This is a genomic window from Flavilitoribacter nigricans DSM 23189 = NBRC 102662 (assembly GCF_002646595.1).
Classification (GTDB): domain Bacteria; phylum Bacteroidota; class Bacteroidia; order Chitinophagales; family Saprospiraceae; genus Flavilitoribacter; species Flavilitoribacter nigricans.
The window spans coordinates 116,446-134,699 of sequence record NZ_PDUD01000031.1; the positions used below are offsets into that span (position 1 = coordinate 116,446).

At 54.2% G+C, this 18,254-nt stretch carries 10 protein-coding genes and 1 riboswitch; of the genes, 3 read left to right on the forward strand and 7 right to left on the reverse strand.

Annotated elements, in window-relative coordinates:
* Positions 1-5: 5 nt before the first annotated feature.
* Genes CRP01_RS26455 through CRP01_RS26470 form a run of 4 tightly spaced genes read right to left on the reverse strand, consistent with a single transcriptional unit; the run spans position 6 to position 6,482 of the window.
* Positions 6-1,763, reverse strand: a complete 1,758-nt coding sequence (locus CRP01_RS26455; protein WP_143473542.1) for a hypothetical protein — start codon at positions 1,761-1,763, stop codon at positions 6-8.
* A 53-nt stretch (positions 1,764-1,816) separates the two neighbouring features.
* Positions 1,817-3,016: a DUF4249 domain-containing protein gene (locus CRP01_RS26460; protein WP_099153129.1), complete on the reverse strand. Its 1,200-nt coding sequence runs from the start codon at positions 3,014-3,016 to the stop codon at positions 1,817-1,819.
* Positions 3,013-5,772, reverse strand: coding sequence for a TonB-dependent receptor (locus CRP01_RS26465; RefSeq protein ID WP_170110551.1), 2,760 nt, complete (start codon positions 5,770-5,772; stop codon positions 3,013-3,015). Before CRP01_RS26465 ends, CRP01_RS26460 begins: the two co-directional genes overlap by 4 nt.
* The gene (locus CRP01_RS26470) at positions 5,769-6,482 is read right to left on the reverse strand and encodes a hypothetical protein (protein WP_099153131.1); all 714 of its coding nucleotides are present in this window, start codon (positions 6,480-6,482) and stop codon (positions 5,769-5,771) included. Before CRP01_RS26470 ends, CRP01_RS26465 begins: the two co-directional genes overlap by 4 nt.
* Before the next feature lie 240 nt (positions 6,483-6,722).
* Positions 6,723-6,908, forward strand: a riboswitch (cobalamin riboswitch).
* A 167-nt stretch (positions 6,909-7,075) separates the two neighbouring features.
* Here CRP01_RS26470 and CRP01_RS26475 point away from each other — a divergent pair.
* The 3 genes from CRP01_RS26475 to CRP01_RS26485 all read left to right on the forward strand — a co-directional run bounded on the left by CRP01_RS26475 (position 7,076) and on the right by CRP01_RS26485 (position 10,624).
* Positions 7,076-9,001 carry a TonB-dependent receptor plug domain-containing protein gene (locus CRP01_RS26475; RefSeq protein ID WP_170110552.1) on the forward strand — a complete coding sequence of 642 codons (1,926 nt, stop codon included), beginning with the start codon at positions 7,076-7,078 and terminating at the stop codon, positions 8,999-9,001.
* A 24-nt stretch (positions 9,002-9,025) separates the two neighbouring features.
* Positions 9,026-9,997, forward strand: a complete 972-nt coding sequence (locus CRP01_RS26480) for a DUF4465 domain-containing protein (protein WP_099153133.1) — start codon at positions 9,026-9,028, stop codon at positions 9,995-9,997.
* Positions 9,998-10,180: 183 nt separating this feature from the next.
* Positions 10,181-10,624 (forward strand): Hsp20/alpha crystallin family protein, encoded by a 444-nt coding sequence (locus tag CRP01_RS26485; RefSeq protein ID WP_099153134.1) that lies wholly within the window; start codon positions 10,181-10,183, stop codon positions 10,622-10,624.
* An 82-nt stretch (positions 10,625-10,706) separates the two neighbouring features.
* On the opposite strand, the gene CRP01_RS26490 is transcribed toward CRP01_RS26485, so the two are convergent.
* The 3 genes from CRP01_RS26490 to CRP01_RS26500 form a co-directional block, all read right to left on the reverse strand.
* Positions 10,707-14,465 (reverse strand): WD40 repeat domain-containing protein, encoded by a 3,759-nt coding sequence (locus CRP01_RS26490; protein WP_099153135.1) that lies wholly within the window; start codon positions 14,463-14,465, stop codon positions 10,707-10,709.
* Positions 14,466-14,468: 3 nt separating this feature from the next.
* The gene (locus CRP01_RS26495) at positions 14,469-16,202 is read right to left on the reverse strand and encodes an ATP-binding protein (protein WP_099153136.1); all 1,734 of its coding nucleotides are present in this window, start codon (positions 16,200-16,202) and stop codon (positions 14,469-14,471) included.
* 65 nt (positions 16,203-16,267) lie between these two features.
* The gene (locus tag CRP01_RS26500) at positions 16,268-18,100 is read right to left on the reverse strand and encodes a CHAT domain-containing protein (RefSeq protein ID WP_143473543.1); all 1,833 of its coding nucleotides are present in this window, start codon (positions 18,098-18,100) and stop codon (positions 16,268-16,270) included.
* Positions 18,101-18,254 lie beyond the last annotated feature (154 nt).

An 18,254-nucleotide genomic window follows, 5' to 3' on the forward strand; every position in this document is an offset into this window, starting at 1 on the left:
ACGGATCAGCGCACCTCTTTCACCACTTCCAGGCTGCCCGCCGAACTCCCCAGATGCCCTTCCGGCGAAACGCCTTCCAACCGGATCTCGAAATTCCCTACCGCATCGCCGGTAAAGAAACGGACCGTCGCTTTTCCCTGCTCATCCGTGTGTACGGACGGGTCCCAGTACAGTGTATTCCGAAAATCCGGCAAGCGGCTATCCGGCTGAGCGGCATAATCCGGGACACTGAACTGCCGCTCCGGCAGCAGGGTCAGGAAGGATCGCTGCAGGGCATTTTCCGGCAAACGAAAACAGCGGCCGTCCTTCTCGAAAGAGATCAACTGAATAACCCCATTGTAAAAGAGCGGATTGAGCCAGAAGGGCTCGGTAACGATCTCGGCCGTTTCGATGAGTTTATTATTGATCTTTAGAAAAGTGCGCTGGTCAAATACCGGTACACCGTCCACCAGCAGCAGCGGTTTCGGATCCTCGAAGGGACTCTCCCATTCGTTGATCACTTCCACGCGTTCGCTGCCGTATTTCCCCTTTACCGCTACTTCCAGTACGATCTCGAAAAAGAATTCCGGCAGGGGGAAACGATTGTAATCATCAAGTCGGTAAAGCGCCTCGGGTTGCCCAAAAAACGGGATACTGTCAAAATGATTTCCGACTTCGTATACCGGCGGTAGTTCGAAGGATTGATAAGATTGCCGGACCTGGGCATTGACCAGAGCCGCATTGGCCACCGGCACCCAGTCGGGAGGCAAAATAAAAGTCGTTTGATCTTTCGCTGCGATCGGATGAAATTCATCGGTCAGTTCCATGCGCAGGTTGCGGGTCTCTTCCGGATGGGTTTGCAGTACGACCTGACGCAAACCGTACAGTTCTGGCAATAGAAAGGAGAAATTCCCCGCTTCATCCGTCCTGGCCATATACACCCGGGCCACGTCTCCCGGAAATGCCAGAAAGATATCCGCATCCGCAGCGCCGGATTGAGTAACCTCATCGATCACCTTTCCGCTCAGGTTCATACCCCGATCTTCGGGTGCGTAGCGAATACTGCCGGGAGCAACGGCCGGGCGCCCCGCCGGACGGCTCCCTTCCTGAAACAGGGGTACCGTGCCTGTATTTTCGGTAGCCTGCAGCGCAACGGCCAGGGATAGGTCCGCGGATACCGGACGGCCCGCAGCGTCGGTCGTGGTGATCTCCAGCACCGCTTCACTGCGCTGGCCCACAGTTGCCTGAACGGTTTCTATCTGGATATTCAGCGAACGGGCCGGATCGACCGTTAAAGTCGGGTGCTCCGGCACAAAACCGGCATAATCACCGGCCCGGGCTGCATCCGCCCGGACGACGGCCTGCCCTGGATTCAGAATGATCAGTTTTGAGCGGGCAAAGTCCGTTTCTGCTCCGTTGCGCATCGCCTGGGTGTACGCGCGCAGGACGTAGCTGCCACTGTTGAGCGCCTGCGGTAATTCAATGGAACCATTGCCCTGCCCTGCGTTCAGATCTATTTTCACCCGGGAAACCGGTATCCGGTCCGGGCTGATCAACTCCACGTAAGCTACCTGGCTGAAATCGGACAACTGATCGGTATCCGCCGCAAAAGCCAGCAAGCGGAACCAGATCACTTCGCCGCTGATATACAACTGCCGGTCCGTATGAACCAGCAGACGCTCCGCCACCAACTCCGCCGGCACCTCCGTACCGGTCGTTTGCGCCCGGATGGCTAAAGGCAGCACCATCAGGACCAGGCATACGAGAGATCTGAAAATTTGCATATATCCTAATTTATTCAATTTGTCCTTGATTAATTGGATGACCGATGATCGGTCTACCAGAACTCCGGTTCGATATTCGTGGCCCCGAGGGCTGAACAACGGGCGCATTCCGGCGTAGTTACCTGATATCCGTTGGGATTACCAAATAGGTCATAGGAATAATTGTACAGTAACTTACCGGAGTAGCGGATCTCATTGTAGAGGTCCCGCAAATTGTAGGCAAGCGTATCTACGGAGCAATCGGGTCCGTAGGGCGGATTTAAGCCCATCGGCAATTCGTCCCGGTTGATGAATATGCGTTTGGAATTGCTCCCCGCTACCCCAAAGTAACCCAACACGGGAATATCACGCCCGTCCGAACTGTGCACATTGCCGAAGATCTCATTCGGGATCGGATCGAAAAGGCTACCGGTAGTCTGGTTAGTCGCCTCGATCGTGCGCAGATACTCGTAGTAATCTTCAGAAATAGCGTACTGGCGCACTAGCAGGCTGTACCGCAGGTAAAGTCGCGGCGTCCGGTTATTCACATAAAGCAGGGGATAGCCTTCGATCTTATCCTGGGAAAAACTTTCGGTAGAGGCGATGAATATTTTGGTGGATTCTACAGATTTCCAGCAGCGATAGCCTTCCAGTTCGTTCAGCGGGATCTCGAAAATGGTATCCCTTCCCCGGGCCGGCGGATTGCCGAATTTAGGTATCAGCAGCGGTGGGTAAGTCAATCCGTAACGGTAGGTCTCCACGTATTCCCAGCGATAGAAACGCGTATTGTTTTCGGTGTCTTCGGTATCCAGGTACAGTTGAATTCCCTTGAAGGGGAACAAGTCCGGGTTATCCCGCTCCCGTTCTTCGTATTGATAGTAGACATCTTTGATCGGAGGTGAAGATTTCAGGGTTTCCCAGTCCGATTCGAACTGATTACCCTCCGGAGTAATGACCAACAGCCGGTAATTCACCCCGGCGCGCCCCGAAACAACCGCCGGATCATTCTGATATTTCCCGGGGGATGTCTCTGTAAATTCGATCCGGTTACCCTGTTCGTCCTCTACCGCTACGGTAGCTCCCACCACCAGTTCGGGCGCGCCGCCCGAGTAGGCGTAAGAACGGGAAAGCAAAACCGTTGAGGTATCTTCGCCATCTGTAAAGATGCCGTCCACCACCAGGGTGCTGTCGTATTCGCCAACTTCCGGCTCGTAGGGCTCCACACAACTGTATACCGAAAGGGCCAGGAGTACAAAGTAGATGCACTTTTTCATATTCTGAAATTGTAAGTCAGTGTGAAGAAGGGTTTACCGAAAATAGAAAGCTGATAGCCGCGGGCCGTAGTGCCGTCACTCACAAAATAGATGGAGTAGACATTCTGCCGGCCGGTTACGTTGTACAGCGACAAAGACCACGAACTGTGGGCCAGTTTTTTCAGTTTATGGCTTCCCTCCAGATTGACGGACAGGTCCCAGCGAAAATAGTCGGGTACCCGGAATTCGTTGCGCCGTGAATACTGCAGCCGCACGCCATTGGCATACTGGTATTTGGCAACCGGTATGGTGATGGGCCGCCCCGTACTGTAGGCGATGTTCGTGGAAAAGCTGAACCGGCGGGAGGCCCGGTAAAACGCCACGAAACTGAAATCGTGCGGTTTATCAAAATTGGTCGGGAACCATTCTCCCTGATTGATACGATCTTCCGCGTAGGGGCTATCCGCCCGGAAGCGCGTTCTGGAATAGGTATAGCTCATCCAGCCGTTGAGTTTCCGGCCATTCTTCTTGAAGAGTACTTCCAGTCCGTAGGCCCGGCCTTCTCCGTTGACTACATCCGTTTCCAAACGGTCATTCAGCAGCAGTTCGGCCCCGGCCTTGTACTCCACCATATTCCGGATGAGTTTATAATAGCCTTCCAGAGAAAACTCCAGGCGGTCCTCCAGCATATTTTTGAAGAGCCCCAGCGAAAACTGATCGCCCGTCTGCGGGCGAATGTGGGAGTCCGATAATTTCCAGGTGGCCGTCGGGGATACCGTAGCCGAATTGAACAGCATACTCAGGTACTGTCGATTTCGGTTGAAAGCGGCTTTCAGGGAGGAATTGGGGCCCAGCGAGTAGCGCAGAGACATCCGGTATTCCGGTCCGCCGTACCGCTGCACGATGGAGCCGCCCGAATACAGGGTGCTGTCCACGATATTCTCTTCGATGCGGGCGGCGTTCTCCTGGTAATTGTACACCTTTTGCGGCCCCAGGAACAAATACTGGGTCAGCCGCAAGCCGGCCTGTACCGAGAATTTGTCCGAAACCGTCCATTCGTCACTGACGTAGATACTGCCTTCCAATGCCCGTTCTTTATCAAGTTGCCGCGGCACCACGATGGATTCGGGGCTATCGGGCTCGATGCTTCCCGGATCCAGCCGGTAGTTGATCAGGCCCGCCCCGAAGTTAATCTGATGCTTATCATCAGGAGCGTAGGAAAAATGTGCCTTCCCTTCCAGGTGATCGATCTGATAAGCCAGATCAAAGGACCGGATCGCCTGCGCATCACTGCCTACATTGAAGCGGTAATGACTGTAGATCCCGGAAAAAGTACCGAACAGTTTTTCGCCGAAACCTTTCCGGTAATTCACCACCGCGTTTCGGTTTTGGTAAGCGAAGGTGGTATCTCCGTTCAGTTTAAAGAAATCCCGGCTTAAGTACAGCGAAGCGTCGAGCTGGTCGTTCTGCCCGATGCGGGTTTTATAGCGGGTGGTCAGGTCATAGTAATTGGCACGGCTGTTGCGAAAGGAAGCATCCCGGATACGCTTCAGGATCCAGTCGGAATAAGTACTCCGGCCGCTGACGATCAGCGAAGACCGGTCTTTCACGATGGGCCCTTCCACGGTGATCCGGCTGGTTACGGGACTGATCCCTCCTTTCAGGCTCCAGTCTTCCAGATCTCCCTGTTTCATTTCCAGGTCCAGGACCGAAGAGATCCGACCACCGAATTTGGCGGGAATACTACTCTTGTAGAGTTCGAATCCCTCGATCACGTCCGGGCTAAAGGAAGAGGAAAACCCGAAAAGGTGAGAAGCGTTAAATACAGGGGCGCCGTTGAGCAGGATCAGGTTCTGATCCGAGCCACCGCCGCGAACGTTGATACCCGATGAGAATTCCCCGACCGTTTGCACCCCGGGCAGCATCAGCGCCGAACGGACGATGTCTACCTCTCCCAGCAGGGCCGGCAGTTGCTTGATGGTTTCGATCTTTAGCGCCTCCACGCCCATCTGGGTACTGCGGACGTGTTCCTGCCGGTTGGCCCGCACCACCACTTCTTCCATATCGAGGATGAGGGCTCCGAGTCCGGCATTTACCTGTCCGCCGGCAAACAGCTGGACATTACGACTGGTCTCTTTTAAACCGATACTCTGGTACAGGATGCGGTATTTGCCCTGGGGGAGATTGAGCTCGTAGTAGCCCAGGGAATCGGTTGTCGTCCCGGATTGCAGTTCCTCCACAAACACGATGGCTTCCGGCAGGGGCCGGTCGGTGTCGGTATTACGGACAAAACCGCTCAGTTTTACCCGCGGTTTTTGCTCCGGTGCAGCCGGATCACCAATGATGATCCATTCGGTCTCAAAATCTTTAAGCTGGCGTTCGGCAGCCGAAATTACCGCAACATTCTCGGCACTGTTCCGGGCGGCTATCTCCGCCGGATCCATCAACTGGATCTCCGGTCGGATCGTTTTACCCTGCGTCAGGATCACCTGACCGTTGGGCTGAATGAAAAAGTGGTAATCCGTATCGGCGAAAGTCGAAGTCAGCACTTCGGATAAGGTCGCCGGCGTCTGATTCTGGACCACCTGCAGCTCACTCGTCCAGCCCGGAAAATAGTAGAACTGCAAATCATGCGCGGCCTCCACTTCGGTAACGAATGTGGTAAAAGCCTGGCCATTAAAATTTTTATTGAGTATATATTCCGGATCGCCGGACTGCCCGCTAAGCACGGCCAGCAGGCCGAGTTGCAGGCCTAACAGTAAGGTATATCTTTTCATTGCCGGTCGGGTTGAAGCGTATTTAAAAAACGGACAATGGCTACCCATTCCTCATCGGTAGCGCTCTTAAACCGGATCCTCTGATTTTTGATAAAACCGGAAAGTTCCTGCCGGTTGGCCTTACCGGCGGCGGCGAGCAGTGTTTTCCGGTTGCGTATCCGGTGAACGGTGCCGTCGATCAGTAGAAAACGGCGATCGTTCCGGGTAAAATAGTTGATCAGGGTCTTGTCTTCTTCCTGTATTTCCAGGGAACGTTTAATCAAAAACGTAACCTTATCGGCAAAGGCCTTTTCGTAGTAACCCGGCCGCAGCGGCAAGGAGGCATAGGGACTAAGGGCCAGATTGACGAATTGCCGGTCGCCGATATTAAAGTGTTCTACCTGCTTTCGGTTCAGACGAATAAAATAGAGTTTTGCCCCCTTCTGATTCAGGAGGATCAGATCATCCAGATAGATATCGTACCAGACCGGCATGTCCGTATACAACTTGCCCTGCATCTGGATATCTTCCAGGCTCCAGTCTTTCGTCAGAAACGGACTTCCCTTGATGGGAAAGTAATTGGGGGAATACAGGCGACCCTGTACCAGATTGTCCAGGTCTTCCTTAAAGGTGGGGGGCTTTTCGGCAATTTCCTGAGCAGTCGCAACAGGAAGTAGCCAACAGCAAAAGCCTCCCAGCAGGAGGCATTTCAGCAGATGGGATACGTGCATATAAGCACCGGTTTAAAGTGTTTAAAGCTGTTTTTGTTATGGCCTTTAGCTAGCGGTCAATAGTCAAAAAATAACCGGTAACCAGTTTGAAAAACCAAACCCAAACTGCTTTTAAAGTTTTTCGTTTTTTAAGCCCCTAAATAAACAAAATAAATCCGAGCTTTCTATCCTATACTGTTGTCTGTAAATTGACGAAGGGTCCACTTGTACCAAAAAAGATTACCTTTGTGTCGCTTAGGTGATCGTTTTGTTGATCCCGGTGGTTCGCAATCGATCTTAAAAGGGAATCCGGTGTAAATCCGGAGCAGTCCCCGCTGCTGTAAGTTCTGTACATTTTCCGGCATAACGCCACTGCCCAATCATCAGGGTGGGAAGGCGCCGGCAAAAAGAACGAGCCAGAAGACCTGCCTGATGTCATCTGCTTTTGACCGTCCGAAACGGTCGGAAGTTATTCATTCAAGCTTTCGGAGGAAAAGCGGGGAATGAGGCAAGGTAATACTGGCTGGAGGCCGAATGGTGCTCCCCTACCCCGCCCTGGATTACCCACTGACCTTTCTTCCTGGCATTGTTCCGTGAGCCAACCCGAAGGAACTATGCCTGCTTTCATTCATCTGTTCGCTGTTTGCCTCCTGCTGAGTCTGCCGCTTTTTAGCGTGGCGCAGATCGATACGTTACTGCAGTTGCCCACGGTCGAGATCAGTGAGACCAGCGTACGTAGTCAGGTCACGGGGGGGCGGACACGCAACTGGGACCGGGCGGACCTCCGGGCATTTGCTCACACCAATCTGGCAGAATGGCTCGGTCAGCAAAGCGGCCTCTACATCAAAAGCTACGGCAGCGGCAGCATTGCCACTACCTCAATCCGTGGCGGTAGCGCCGCCCATACCAGTGTGCTGTGGAACGGCCTGCCCATACCCAGCCCAATGTTGGGGCAATTAGATTTTTCGCTGTTCCCATTGGGGTTTATCGACCGTGCCCAACTCACTTACGGCGGCAATAGTGCCGCCTGGGGCAGCGGTGCCATCGGAGGGGTACTCAGTCTAAGTAATGAAATGCCCGGAGATAGTACCGCCGGTCTGGACCTAAGGTCTACCCTCGGCAGTTTTGGCTTTCAGGACTACCAGCTGAGCGGATATTATCGCCAGGGACGTCTGGGATTCCAGACCCGCCTTTTTTACCGATCTGCCGATAACGATTTCCGGTACCGGATCCGACCGGACCTGGCGGAGCAGGTCCGTACCCATGCGGCCCTGCAGCAGTCGGGCATTTTACAAAGTGCCTACTGGAAACCGGATGCGCGTCAGCAACTGAGCATACACGTCTGGGCCCAGCAATCCGACCGGGAGATCCCGCCCACTACCGTACAAAACCAAAGCCTCGCCACCCAGGCCGACCGCTTTATCCGAACGGCACTCCACTGGAAACGGATTGGTCCGCAAATGATCTGGCAGGCCCGGCTGGGGCTCTTCCGGGAGATCATCGACTACCGGGATGAACAGATCCGTTTGCAGGCACTGACCGGTTTCTGGACCACTCAGGCGGAGGTCAGCGGAAGCCGGGCCTGGAACGGGAACCACCACCTGCAATTCGGCATTACCCATAACTGGGTGACGGCCCGGGCGGATGCCTACGCCCGTCCTCCGGAACAAAACCGCACCGCGCCCTTTTTGGTATACCGATACCATTTGGGCGATTGGACGCTGCAGTTCAACCTCCGGGAAGAGATCGTCGACGGTAAGTTACAACCTCTGGTACCGGGGTTGGGGCTGGAAGGGCCGGTAAGCCGGCACCTGCGCTTTCGGGCCAAGGTCAGCCGCAACTATCGTCTGCCGACCCTCAACGACCTGTACTGGCAACCGGGTGGCAATCCGGACCTGCTGCCCGAAAGCGGCTGGAGCCAGGAAGCCGGGCTGGAGTGGCGGGCAGTTACCGGTGCCCACTCCTGGTCATTGGGCATTACGGCCTTCAATCGCCATATCGATAACTGGATCTTATGGAGCCGCCCCGATGGACAGTCTTTCTGGTCTTCTAATAATATTACCAAGGTGTGGAGCCGGGGACTGGAATATCGCGCGGAATGGGGCTGGCGGTCTTCCGACTGGCAGTTGCAGCTCTCTACCGCTTATGATTACATCCGCTCTACGAACGAGATCGGGATCACCAGTCCTAAACTCGAGCGGGGGGAACAACTGATCTACGTGCCGGAACATCAGGCATTCGGACAGGCCCGTCTGCAATGGCGGCAATTGCAGTTGCAGTACCGGCACACTTACACCGGCCCGGTCGGCAGTCTCAATGTCGGCCAGCTATCCGGTTATGACCTGGGCAGTACGGGACTTACCTATCATCTGGAGAAATCAAACTGGGGATCCCGTCTTTATCTCCAGATCAATAATCTCTGGAATGTTCCTTATCGCGTGATCGAACGCCAACCGATGCCTGGCCGGCATTTCCAGCTTGGCCTGCAGCTGTATTTTCGGCGACCGACCGGAAGCCAGGTGCATCAACCGATTCCATAAAAACCATAATAAACATCAATACCAATGAGACAATTCTTCATTTGCCTGCTGGGCAGTATTTCGCTGTCGTTCGTGTCGGCCCAGACAACGGCCACCTTCGAATCCTTTGGCCTGGCTCCCGATAACTTTCTGGACGGCGGCGACAACAGCGGCGGTTTTAGTGACGGCAATGTTTTTCTGCCCAATAGCTATAATTTCGATTACGGCTCCTGGTCCGGATGGGCCATTTCGAGCATGACGGATACGCTGACCGCGGGCTATACCAACCAATTCAGCGCCATTACCGGCGGTGGTTACGATGATTCCGATACCTATGCCGTTACGTTCGCTTCTCCATTCTCTAATCTGATCCTGACGGAAGGTGCAGCCGGAGGAACGGTGGAAGGGCTGTACGTCACCAACAATACCTATGCCTACCTGAGCATGCTGAACGGGGACAGCTTCGCCAAAAAATTCGGTGGAGAAACGGGAGACGATCCGGACTTTTTTCTGCTGACCATCAAGAAATACCTGAACGGTACGCTGAGTACGGATAGCATCGATTTCTACCTGGCCGATTACCGGTTTGAGGATAACAGCCAGGACTATATCGTTAAGGAATGGACCTATCTGGACCTGACGGCACTGGGCGATGCCGATAGCCTGCAATTTTCGCTGACCAGTAGTGATGTCGGACAATATGGCCCCAACACGCCGGCGTATCTCTGCCTGGATCAGATCACTACCCTGGATGTGGCCACACCGGTAAAGGATTATCTGACGGATGTAGCTGTTCGTATTTTCCCCAACCCTACAGCAGAACAAGTAACGGTCCACTGGCCGCAGCATCAGACCGGTAACGCTTTGCTGCTGGATGCGCAGGGACAGATCATAAAACGGGAACAGCTATTCAGTGGTGATAACCAGATCGGGATGCAGGAATTACCGGCCGGTCCATACCGTATCCGGATCCAGTCGGAAGATGGTTTTCTGACCCGGCAGATCATCAAGCAGTAGGACCGGTCAACTGCAAAATTTGCAGCCGAATATGCAAAATTGTCGGGAACAGAGGCTTGATACTGTCAATTTTTCAGATATAATCAATTGGCATACAAGTTGTTAATAAATAGATTGTACGGTGCAAACATCGGTTTTCGAGCACTTATTTCATTTATTGTTTAACCAAAAAAAACCGAAACCATGACACTTATCAAAAGTAATTTTCCGACATTGCCCCGTCTGTTCGACGATTTCTTTACCAGAGATGTTTTCGATTGGGGTAACAGCAATTTTTCGAATACCAACACGACCCTGCCGGCCGTAAACATTGTGGAAAACAACGAAGGTTTTCTCGTAGAAATGGCGGCTCCCGGCATGAAAAAAGAGGATTTCACTATCGAATTAGAGAACGAAGTCCTAAAAATTACTTCTCATCGGGAAACTGAACAAGAAAACAAAGAGGACGAACGTTATACCCGCAGAGAATTTAGCTACCAGTCTTTCCAACGGACTTTCCACCTGCCCAAAACGGTAGTGGATGATTCCCGGATCGAAGCTAAATACGAAGACGGATTACTGCGGATCATGATCCCGAAGAGAGAGGAAGCCAAGGTTTTACCGCCACGGCAGATCCAAGTACAATAATTCAACGCCGGTAAAGCACCGGCTAAAAATACAATAGCGTAACTTATGACCCGGTCTTCCCATTGCGGAACGCCGGGTCTTTTTATTTGCTCATGGCCTCGAGTAGATAATTTTTTGCACGGGCAACCAACGCTTCATCCCGGGGAGTAACACGCTCCGATGCCTGATCCAGATACTTGTAGAAAGCTTCGCCCCAATTGCGGGCGTAATCCGAAACGGAGCGGTCCCATGGCTGCCCCAGCCATCGGTCGTAGATGGTTTTAGTTTCGGTCCAGTTGCCGGCAAACAGCCAGGTGGTGGCCAGTTCTAGGTCCAGCCAGGCGGTGGACGGATCATAGGCCATGATTTTTTGATAAGCCTCAACAGCCGGGGTAAATGCTCCCCGACGAAAATGGTATTTGGCGTAATTGTAGAGCACTTCCGCCAGGTAGATCCGGTACCCGTCGCCAAAACGATCGACCAGATATTCCGTCACCTCCCGCGCGGTAGCCAGTTGCTCCAGACTCATCTCCTGTTGGGTATTATTTTCTCCCAGGTAATGCGTTCCGTACTCCAGGATCGCGCCGGGATCGGATAGCTGCCGGTAATCGAAAGGCAAACCGAAAGTGGCGCTTTGCGGGTAAGAAACGGCGGACCGATCGCCGAAATAGGCTTCGACCTGGTACAGCACAACGGCATTATGATCCGTTGTGCCCACCAGCAAGCGGGTGCCGTCCGGGGTAAATTCCAGGTCGCTGACCGCCTTTGGCCCCAGTTCGCTTCGTTGCAACTCCAACCCCTGTCGGTTCCACAGGATCACCGATCCGTCGGCACTACCGGTAGCCAGTACCTCACCGGGCCGGTAGGCACAGTTTTCACAAACCGGAGCAAAGGCAACCGCCATTACCGACGACGGTCCAGTTTCCAGGTGTTGGATAACCTGGCCCTTCAGATCCAGTAGCAGAGCACCTTCGCGCTCAAGCCCGAGTAGTAATTCCTGCCCATTGGGAGAAAAGGCCAGATCAAAGATCGGGACCGGGGTCGTTTGCAACTCATCCAGTAATTTACCCTCCGGGTTCAGGCGTACCACCCGTCCTTCACCACCGGCCAGTGCTACTTGTTGGCCATCCGGTGCAATGGCTAATCCGGAGATATTAAAAGGAGCCTCGTAGCTTGCCAACAAATAGCCTTCTATATCTCGGATGATTAATTCGCTACCGGCGGCGGTGCACCATTTCTTCCCATCCGGAAAAAACAGTATGGCTTTGATACCCCGCTCCTGCCCTTCAAAAGTCTGTAGCAGGCGGCCGTTGCGGTCCCACTGTTTTACGGTATGATCCAGGCTGCCACTCAGCAGACTTTGGCCATCCGGAGCAAAAGCGAGCGTTTCAACACTGCGATCGTGGGCCGGTATGAGCGTCCGCAACTGACCATCGGCATCCCACAAGCGGATCTCGCCCGCTCTTCCGGCGGTAGCCATCAGCGTGCCATCCGGAGCGTAGGCGACCGCGCGCACTTCTGCCGGATGCCCGCCCAGCACCCGAGTTAATTGTCCCTCCCGGTCAAAAATGCGGATCGTCTGATCGGCTCCGGCGGTAGCCAGTTTCCATGGGCAGGTGTCACAGTCGCGCAGAAAAGCTACCGCACTCACCATACCCTGGTGGGCTTCCAGCGTTTGTAATAATTCTCCCTGAATACTCCACAGTCTGGCCGTTTTGTCCGGACTGCTGCTCAATATTAACTGGCCGTCATTCGATATCGCCAGATCCGTGATGTCGTATTGATGTCCGGCCAGAGTACGGATCAGCGTCCCTTCCGGATCCCAGATGCAAATATCCGCGCCTTTGGCCGCCAGTAAGTACCGGCCATCGGGCGTGAAAGTCACCCGATTGATCGTGCGATCTGTATCGGCCCGGTAAGTATGGAGCAGGTTTCCTTCCAGATCACAACGCCAGACCACGCCCTCCAGACCTCCGAGCAGAACTTCCGTACCGTCCGGAGAAAAGGCAAGGGAGAAGACGTCCTCCTTCTGAACACTAAAATCTCGCTGCGCTCCAGTCTCCAATGCGATCAACTGCACATGCCCGCCGACGGATGCCAGCAGTAAATAGTTTCCGTCCGGCGATACCGCTACGGAATTAACGTAACCAAACCGGTAAGCTGATCCCTGAACGGTGGAAAGCAGGCTCCCCTCATGGCTCCTCAATTCTACCTGGCCATTCTCGCCGCCAATAATCAGTCGGGTGCCGTCCGCCGTGACGGCCATGCTTCTTACACTTCCAGCGTAGCAGTGGGCCCGCCAACGTATTTTTCCGTCCGCCGACCAGGCAATGATCGATCCGTCAGAGCTGCCAGTATAGATCTGACTGCCATCCGGGGCCGTAACCATAGCGGATATGGCCTCCCGGTGCCCGCCCAGCAATAGTTGCCTCCCCACCGACAGGTCCCAAAGTTTGGGTAAACCCGCCGGACTGAGCGAAAGCATCCACCGGCCATCGGCTGAAAAAACGGCATCGATCAGAGAATGAGCCGAACCCATTTGCCGGATGGCTCCTCTTTTCCGGCCGGACAATTCCCATGCTTCCACTACCCCTTCGGTACGGGCGATCAGGATATGGTCGTCAACGGCCGAAAACCCCGCCGCCCGAAAGGCAGATGGATTGGGCATTTCCCGCTCTACGCGATTACTTTCGGTTGCCCACAGCAGGGTTTTTCCTCCGATACTGTTTACCAGTAAGCGGTCTCCCCGCTGCGAAAAAGCAGCCGTCAGTAGATTATCAATATTCATTTCAGCTTTATCGAGCAATTGCCCGGAACGATCCCATTTTTTCACCGCACCGTAGGTATCGACCCCGACGATCCGACGATCATCTTCCGTAAAACTGATCGCTTCCAGTCGCCCCTGGCTTTCCTCAAATTTAGCGGCCAGCTCTTCACCGCTGATTTGCCACAATCGGAGACCGTCCCCGGCTTCACTCAGGAGCAACTTGCCGTCAGTGGAAAAAACCACCTGCTTGATCGCTCTCAGGTGCCCGGAGAAGGTGTGTAGCTCATGGCCCTCCAGGTCCCAGAGTTTAAGGTCGTGATCCTGACTGCTGGTGACCACGTGGCGGCCGTCCGGCGCAAAGGCCACCGCAGTGACGCTTCCGGCATGCCCGGTGAAATGCCGGAGGATGGTGCCTTTGAAGTCCCAGAGGATGGCGGTCCGGTCCTTGCTGCCCGTCAGTATGTACCGGCCATCCGGAGAAAAGGCCATGGCCGTTACTTCGGCCCGGTGCCCTTGCAGCGCGGTACGCAGCAGGAGTACGGCGGGATCCTGGTACATATTTCTCCGGATCTTGGCGGCTAACGGATGTCCGCGATCGGAAAGTTCAAAAGCGTAATGGGCCAGATTGGCCGCCAGGCCCGGATCTTCGGCCTGCACTTCCATCGCCTGCGCCGTTATGCGATTGATCTCGCTGTTTCGCTCTGCCGCCTTCCGCAATACCTCACTCCGGTCGCGCTCTTCCTGTACGATCCGCAGGGTACTCCTTACCCGTCCTTCGGCCTGTTCGGCGCGTTGTCTTTCGGTCTCTGCCTGTTCTTTTTCCCGCTGGATACTGTTGAACAATTGCTGCCGCAGGTCAGCTATTTCTTCCGCGTTGCTGCCCGGATAGGCTGCCGCCGATTCCAGATTATCGAAAGCGGATTGGTAACGTTTGGCGACCAGCGCTTCTTTTACCTTACGGATGACGCAGGGGTAATCGTAACAATTTTGCCCCATTACCACACCGGGTACCAGGCAAAGCAGGCCGGCCAGCAACAGCATGATCTGCCGATGCTGCCACTTTTCCCTTCCGATCCGATCCATTTTAGCTTCCATACCTTACCGTTGACAATGGGTTAATTTTGCGACCGTTTCTCCGTACTGTTGTTGTAATTCGGTAACTTCCTCGTGTTTTTGATAGAGGCTGTCGATGGTCTGGCGCATGCTTTCCGGCGGGCAGTTCCCGCCCTTGGCGATCTGGCCGGCCCTTTCCAGTAAAACGTTAAGCTCCGTTCTTTCCCGGGCCGCCTGGGCCGCGAGCAGTTCATCCAGAGCCGCCTGGGTCCGTCGCTGTTCCCGCAGCACGATCAGGATCACGGCCAGGGCTACGATAAAGGCCAGCAAAATGCCCAATCGCAAGCGGAGGATCTCTCGCTGCCGCCGGCGTTCGGACTGTTCGACAAAATCTTTTTGACTGGTCGACAACTCCTCCTGCAGCCGTTTCCGATAGGGCCGTATATAGGCGAGTTGTTCTTTCCCGAGCAGCGCACGGGTATCGGCGAATGTAGCGAGCCCTTCGGTAATCATGCGCCTTGCCTTCAGGTAGGCTTTTTCCTCTTCGCTTCGTTTTTCGGCAATTTGCCGGGCGAGCGTATCGTGCGCAACTTCGTAAGTCCTTTCCTCTTTCCGGTAGCGGAGTATCCGACCGTTCTCCAGCTCAGCGATCGTTTCCCGGATGAATTTTTCCGCCCAAGGCACCCCTTCGTCGGGCAGGTATTTTTTCAGATGGGGCAGGTCCGTTTCGCGGATCGGCACCTTGGTACCGTCAATCGTTGCGAAGGGAGACAGCAGCCGCCAGACCGTATCGGGCGGTAGGCCGGGATATTGGTGGGATAATTTCTGATAGATGCGGTGGTTCTGCCGTTCGATGAAATCCGCCAGTACATCTCCGATGTTACCGGTTTGCCGCACCAGATCCAGATCGATGGTTACGTCCTGTTCGCGCCGGATGGGCTCCCCGCTGGCCAGTTCGTACAGCCGATCCATAAATACCTGGAGATAGGGCAATTTCACATTTACGTCACCTTCCCGGATCTTTTCTACGATGGCTTCCGCAATTTCTTTTTCCCGACCGGTCGCCAACTGAACGTTGGACTGGGGATTGTGGACGGTAGCCTGCAGAATGACCTGCTCTACCCGCGGCAGGTCCATTGGTTCGATCCGGAGTTTTTTGTTCCGCAACTGCGGCACCGCTTTTTCCAGTTCGTATAGACGGGCCAGGTATTCCTCCCGCATTACGATCAGGATCTTGATGGGTAAGGGAAGCTGTACCAGTTCGCTGATGGTTCGTACCAATTCTTCCTGTTCCGCAGCCGTACCCAGCGTGTATAATTCTTCAAACTGATCGAAGATCAGGTAAATGGGGGTAAAATTGGCCAGATACAGTTCCCGAAGCGCCCGGGCCACCGGATGAGTGGAAAGGACCTCCGGAACGGCAGTCGTACGCCCTCCCGATTCATCGGCGATCATTTCCTCGAACCAGTCGGGCGAATTCTCCTCGGTGCCCTTCGCTACCACCTCCGGTATATGATTACGAATGGTTTCCAGTAGCGACTGATTGATGTCGGCTCCGCGGCGAATGTACAGATCCAGCCATTGCGAATCTTTGAAGCAATTGGCCAGTCCGCAACGGATCAGGCTGGTCTTTCCGGTACCCGAGCCACCGTATACCAATAGCAAATTGGTCTGGAAAACCATCCGGTACAGGGCATCGATCTCCCGGTCACGGCCAAAGAAGATCTCCCGATCTTCCCTGGTGTAGGCATCCAAAAACTTGAAAGGGTATTTACGCACGGTTTTAGCTTTTCAGTACCGAATATTTTATCGATCGAATTTCTGCCCCTTTACGGGACATCATTTTAGATGACGGAAAGTATATCGTCATCATCAAACTCCGTTGCGACCCGGCTCGGAGCCTCCTCCTGTAAGAGATCCTGCCGCACCAGCTCAAACTGCTGTAAGATCCGGGGATACATTCGCCCCGACACCTGAAGCGTATCCTTTTCATTTTCCATCCAATAGTAACAGAGGCCGGATTCCGTCCAGTGGGAAAAATGGTATAGTTTGGAATTGTATTCCCGGATCAGGGCATTCTCATCCAGGAAAAAAGGAGAAAGGTTGAGACTCTTATTCAGTGTCTCGCGGTACAACAGCACCGATTCCATATCCGTGGACTCGGCCAATTCCTGCTGCCGGTCCCGTTCTCCGATATCCTGGTAGTTATTATCCAGTTCGACGATGATGTGCCGGTAGGCCTTGGGCGGCATGTGCTTCATCTGCTTCACTTCGATATGTTTCACGACCGCCATTTTATAATGAGCCAGAAAGTGAATGGCTTCCAAGAGCTGGGCCAGCCGTTGTTCCGCTTCCATGCCGTAGGCTTCGATCAGGCGTCCGGGGATGTCGTATTCCAGTTCGCTCCGCATCCGCTGAAAGAAATCATTGCACTCGATCATCCGCTGATCTGTACTCCAGGATGGGCCAACCCGACCCAGCTCCTCCACGTAGCAGACCAGCTGATTGCGGGATATAATCCCCAGCAGGGCATGCAGTAGCTGGAAATAGTCAAAGGTTTTTACCGCGATGGCGTTCAGTTCAAAAAAGGCCCGCAGCTGCAGGCGCTCGGCTTCGTTCAACTGTATACCTCCGGCCTTGCGATGGTGGTGATCCCAGATATCCGACAGCAGTATAAACGCCAGGAACTGCATGGTCTTCTGGTAGGTATTGACGGTCTGCGCCAATCTGGCCTCATCGTATTTCGCGGAATGACTACTGGAAAACAGGGCCCGCAAATGCACGCTGACCGGTGCCGGGTAGGCCCGCACCAGTGTGTCTTTCTTTTCGGCATCCGTAGGCCGCCGGCTACTGTTGCCCGCTTTGCGCTCCTTGTGGATCTTACGGGCCAGTTCCTTGACGATCTCGCTTTCGCGAATGGCTTTCAGGCTTTCATTGACCAGCAGATCGTTTACCGGGCTTTCCCAGCGGTTTTTCCACTGTTCGGCGCCGAAGTTAACCTCCAGGGGAGATTCTACCGGCAATTTCCAGTCCAATACTTCCTCGCGGTCGGGACGATAATACAGCCCCCAGGGAATGGGTTCGGTAGCATGGAGCCGACTGAGATCGATCCCCCGTCCCAGCGGGCTTTCCTGAATATCCAGATCGTTGCGCGTGGTTTCGATAAAAGCGCGCGCCTTGCGAAAAGCTTCGCGGATCGTACTTCCGGCGGAAAGCGCCTGGTAGAACTGAGCGCCAAAGTGCTGGGCTTCCCGATCGTTGATCGGCACCCGGGTCGCGATGACGGCCGGCACGCCCTCGTCCAGCAGTACTTTTACCTGGCCGGCGGTGGCGCAGCCATTCAGAAAGACCAGTTTTAATTGATTTTGGGTACCCAGCAGGCCGGCAATGCCGCGCGCGTGGGCAGTCTGCACGACGCCTACTTCCCGTTCCAGTTGCAGACTTTCCCGGTCGGCATGTCCTCCGTAGTGGAAAATATGCAGGCGTTGGTGGTAGCGATTGACCAGATAGAAGATCTCCTCCGTAGAAGCGTGTTGCACATCCCGTAATTCCAGGTAATTCTTATCCACATGGTCCAGCAGCGCCTGCTTGATCGCTTTCTGTTCCGCCACGATCATGGGCAGGTAGTTATCCTGATCATTGGAAAAAGTAAGCAGCAATACGGGTTGGGTGACCACTGATCTTCGGTTTCTTTTAGGTGAAAACAGCCGCTCTGAGCTTTACCTTAATCTGCCGGGACAACAAAAGGTTACCCCGCCCGATCCGGTGGTGATGGGCCATCTATAAGCGGAAGATAGCTAATTCCGGCCATTGACACCAGCGTGGTTCCGG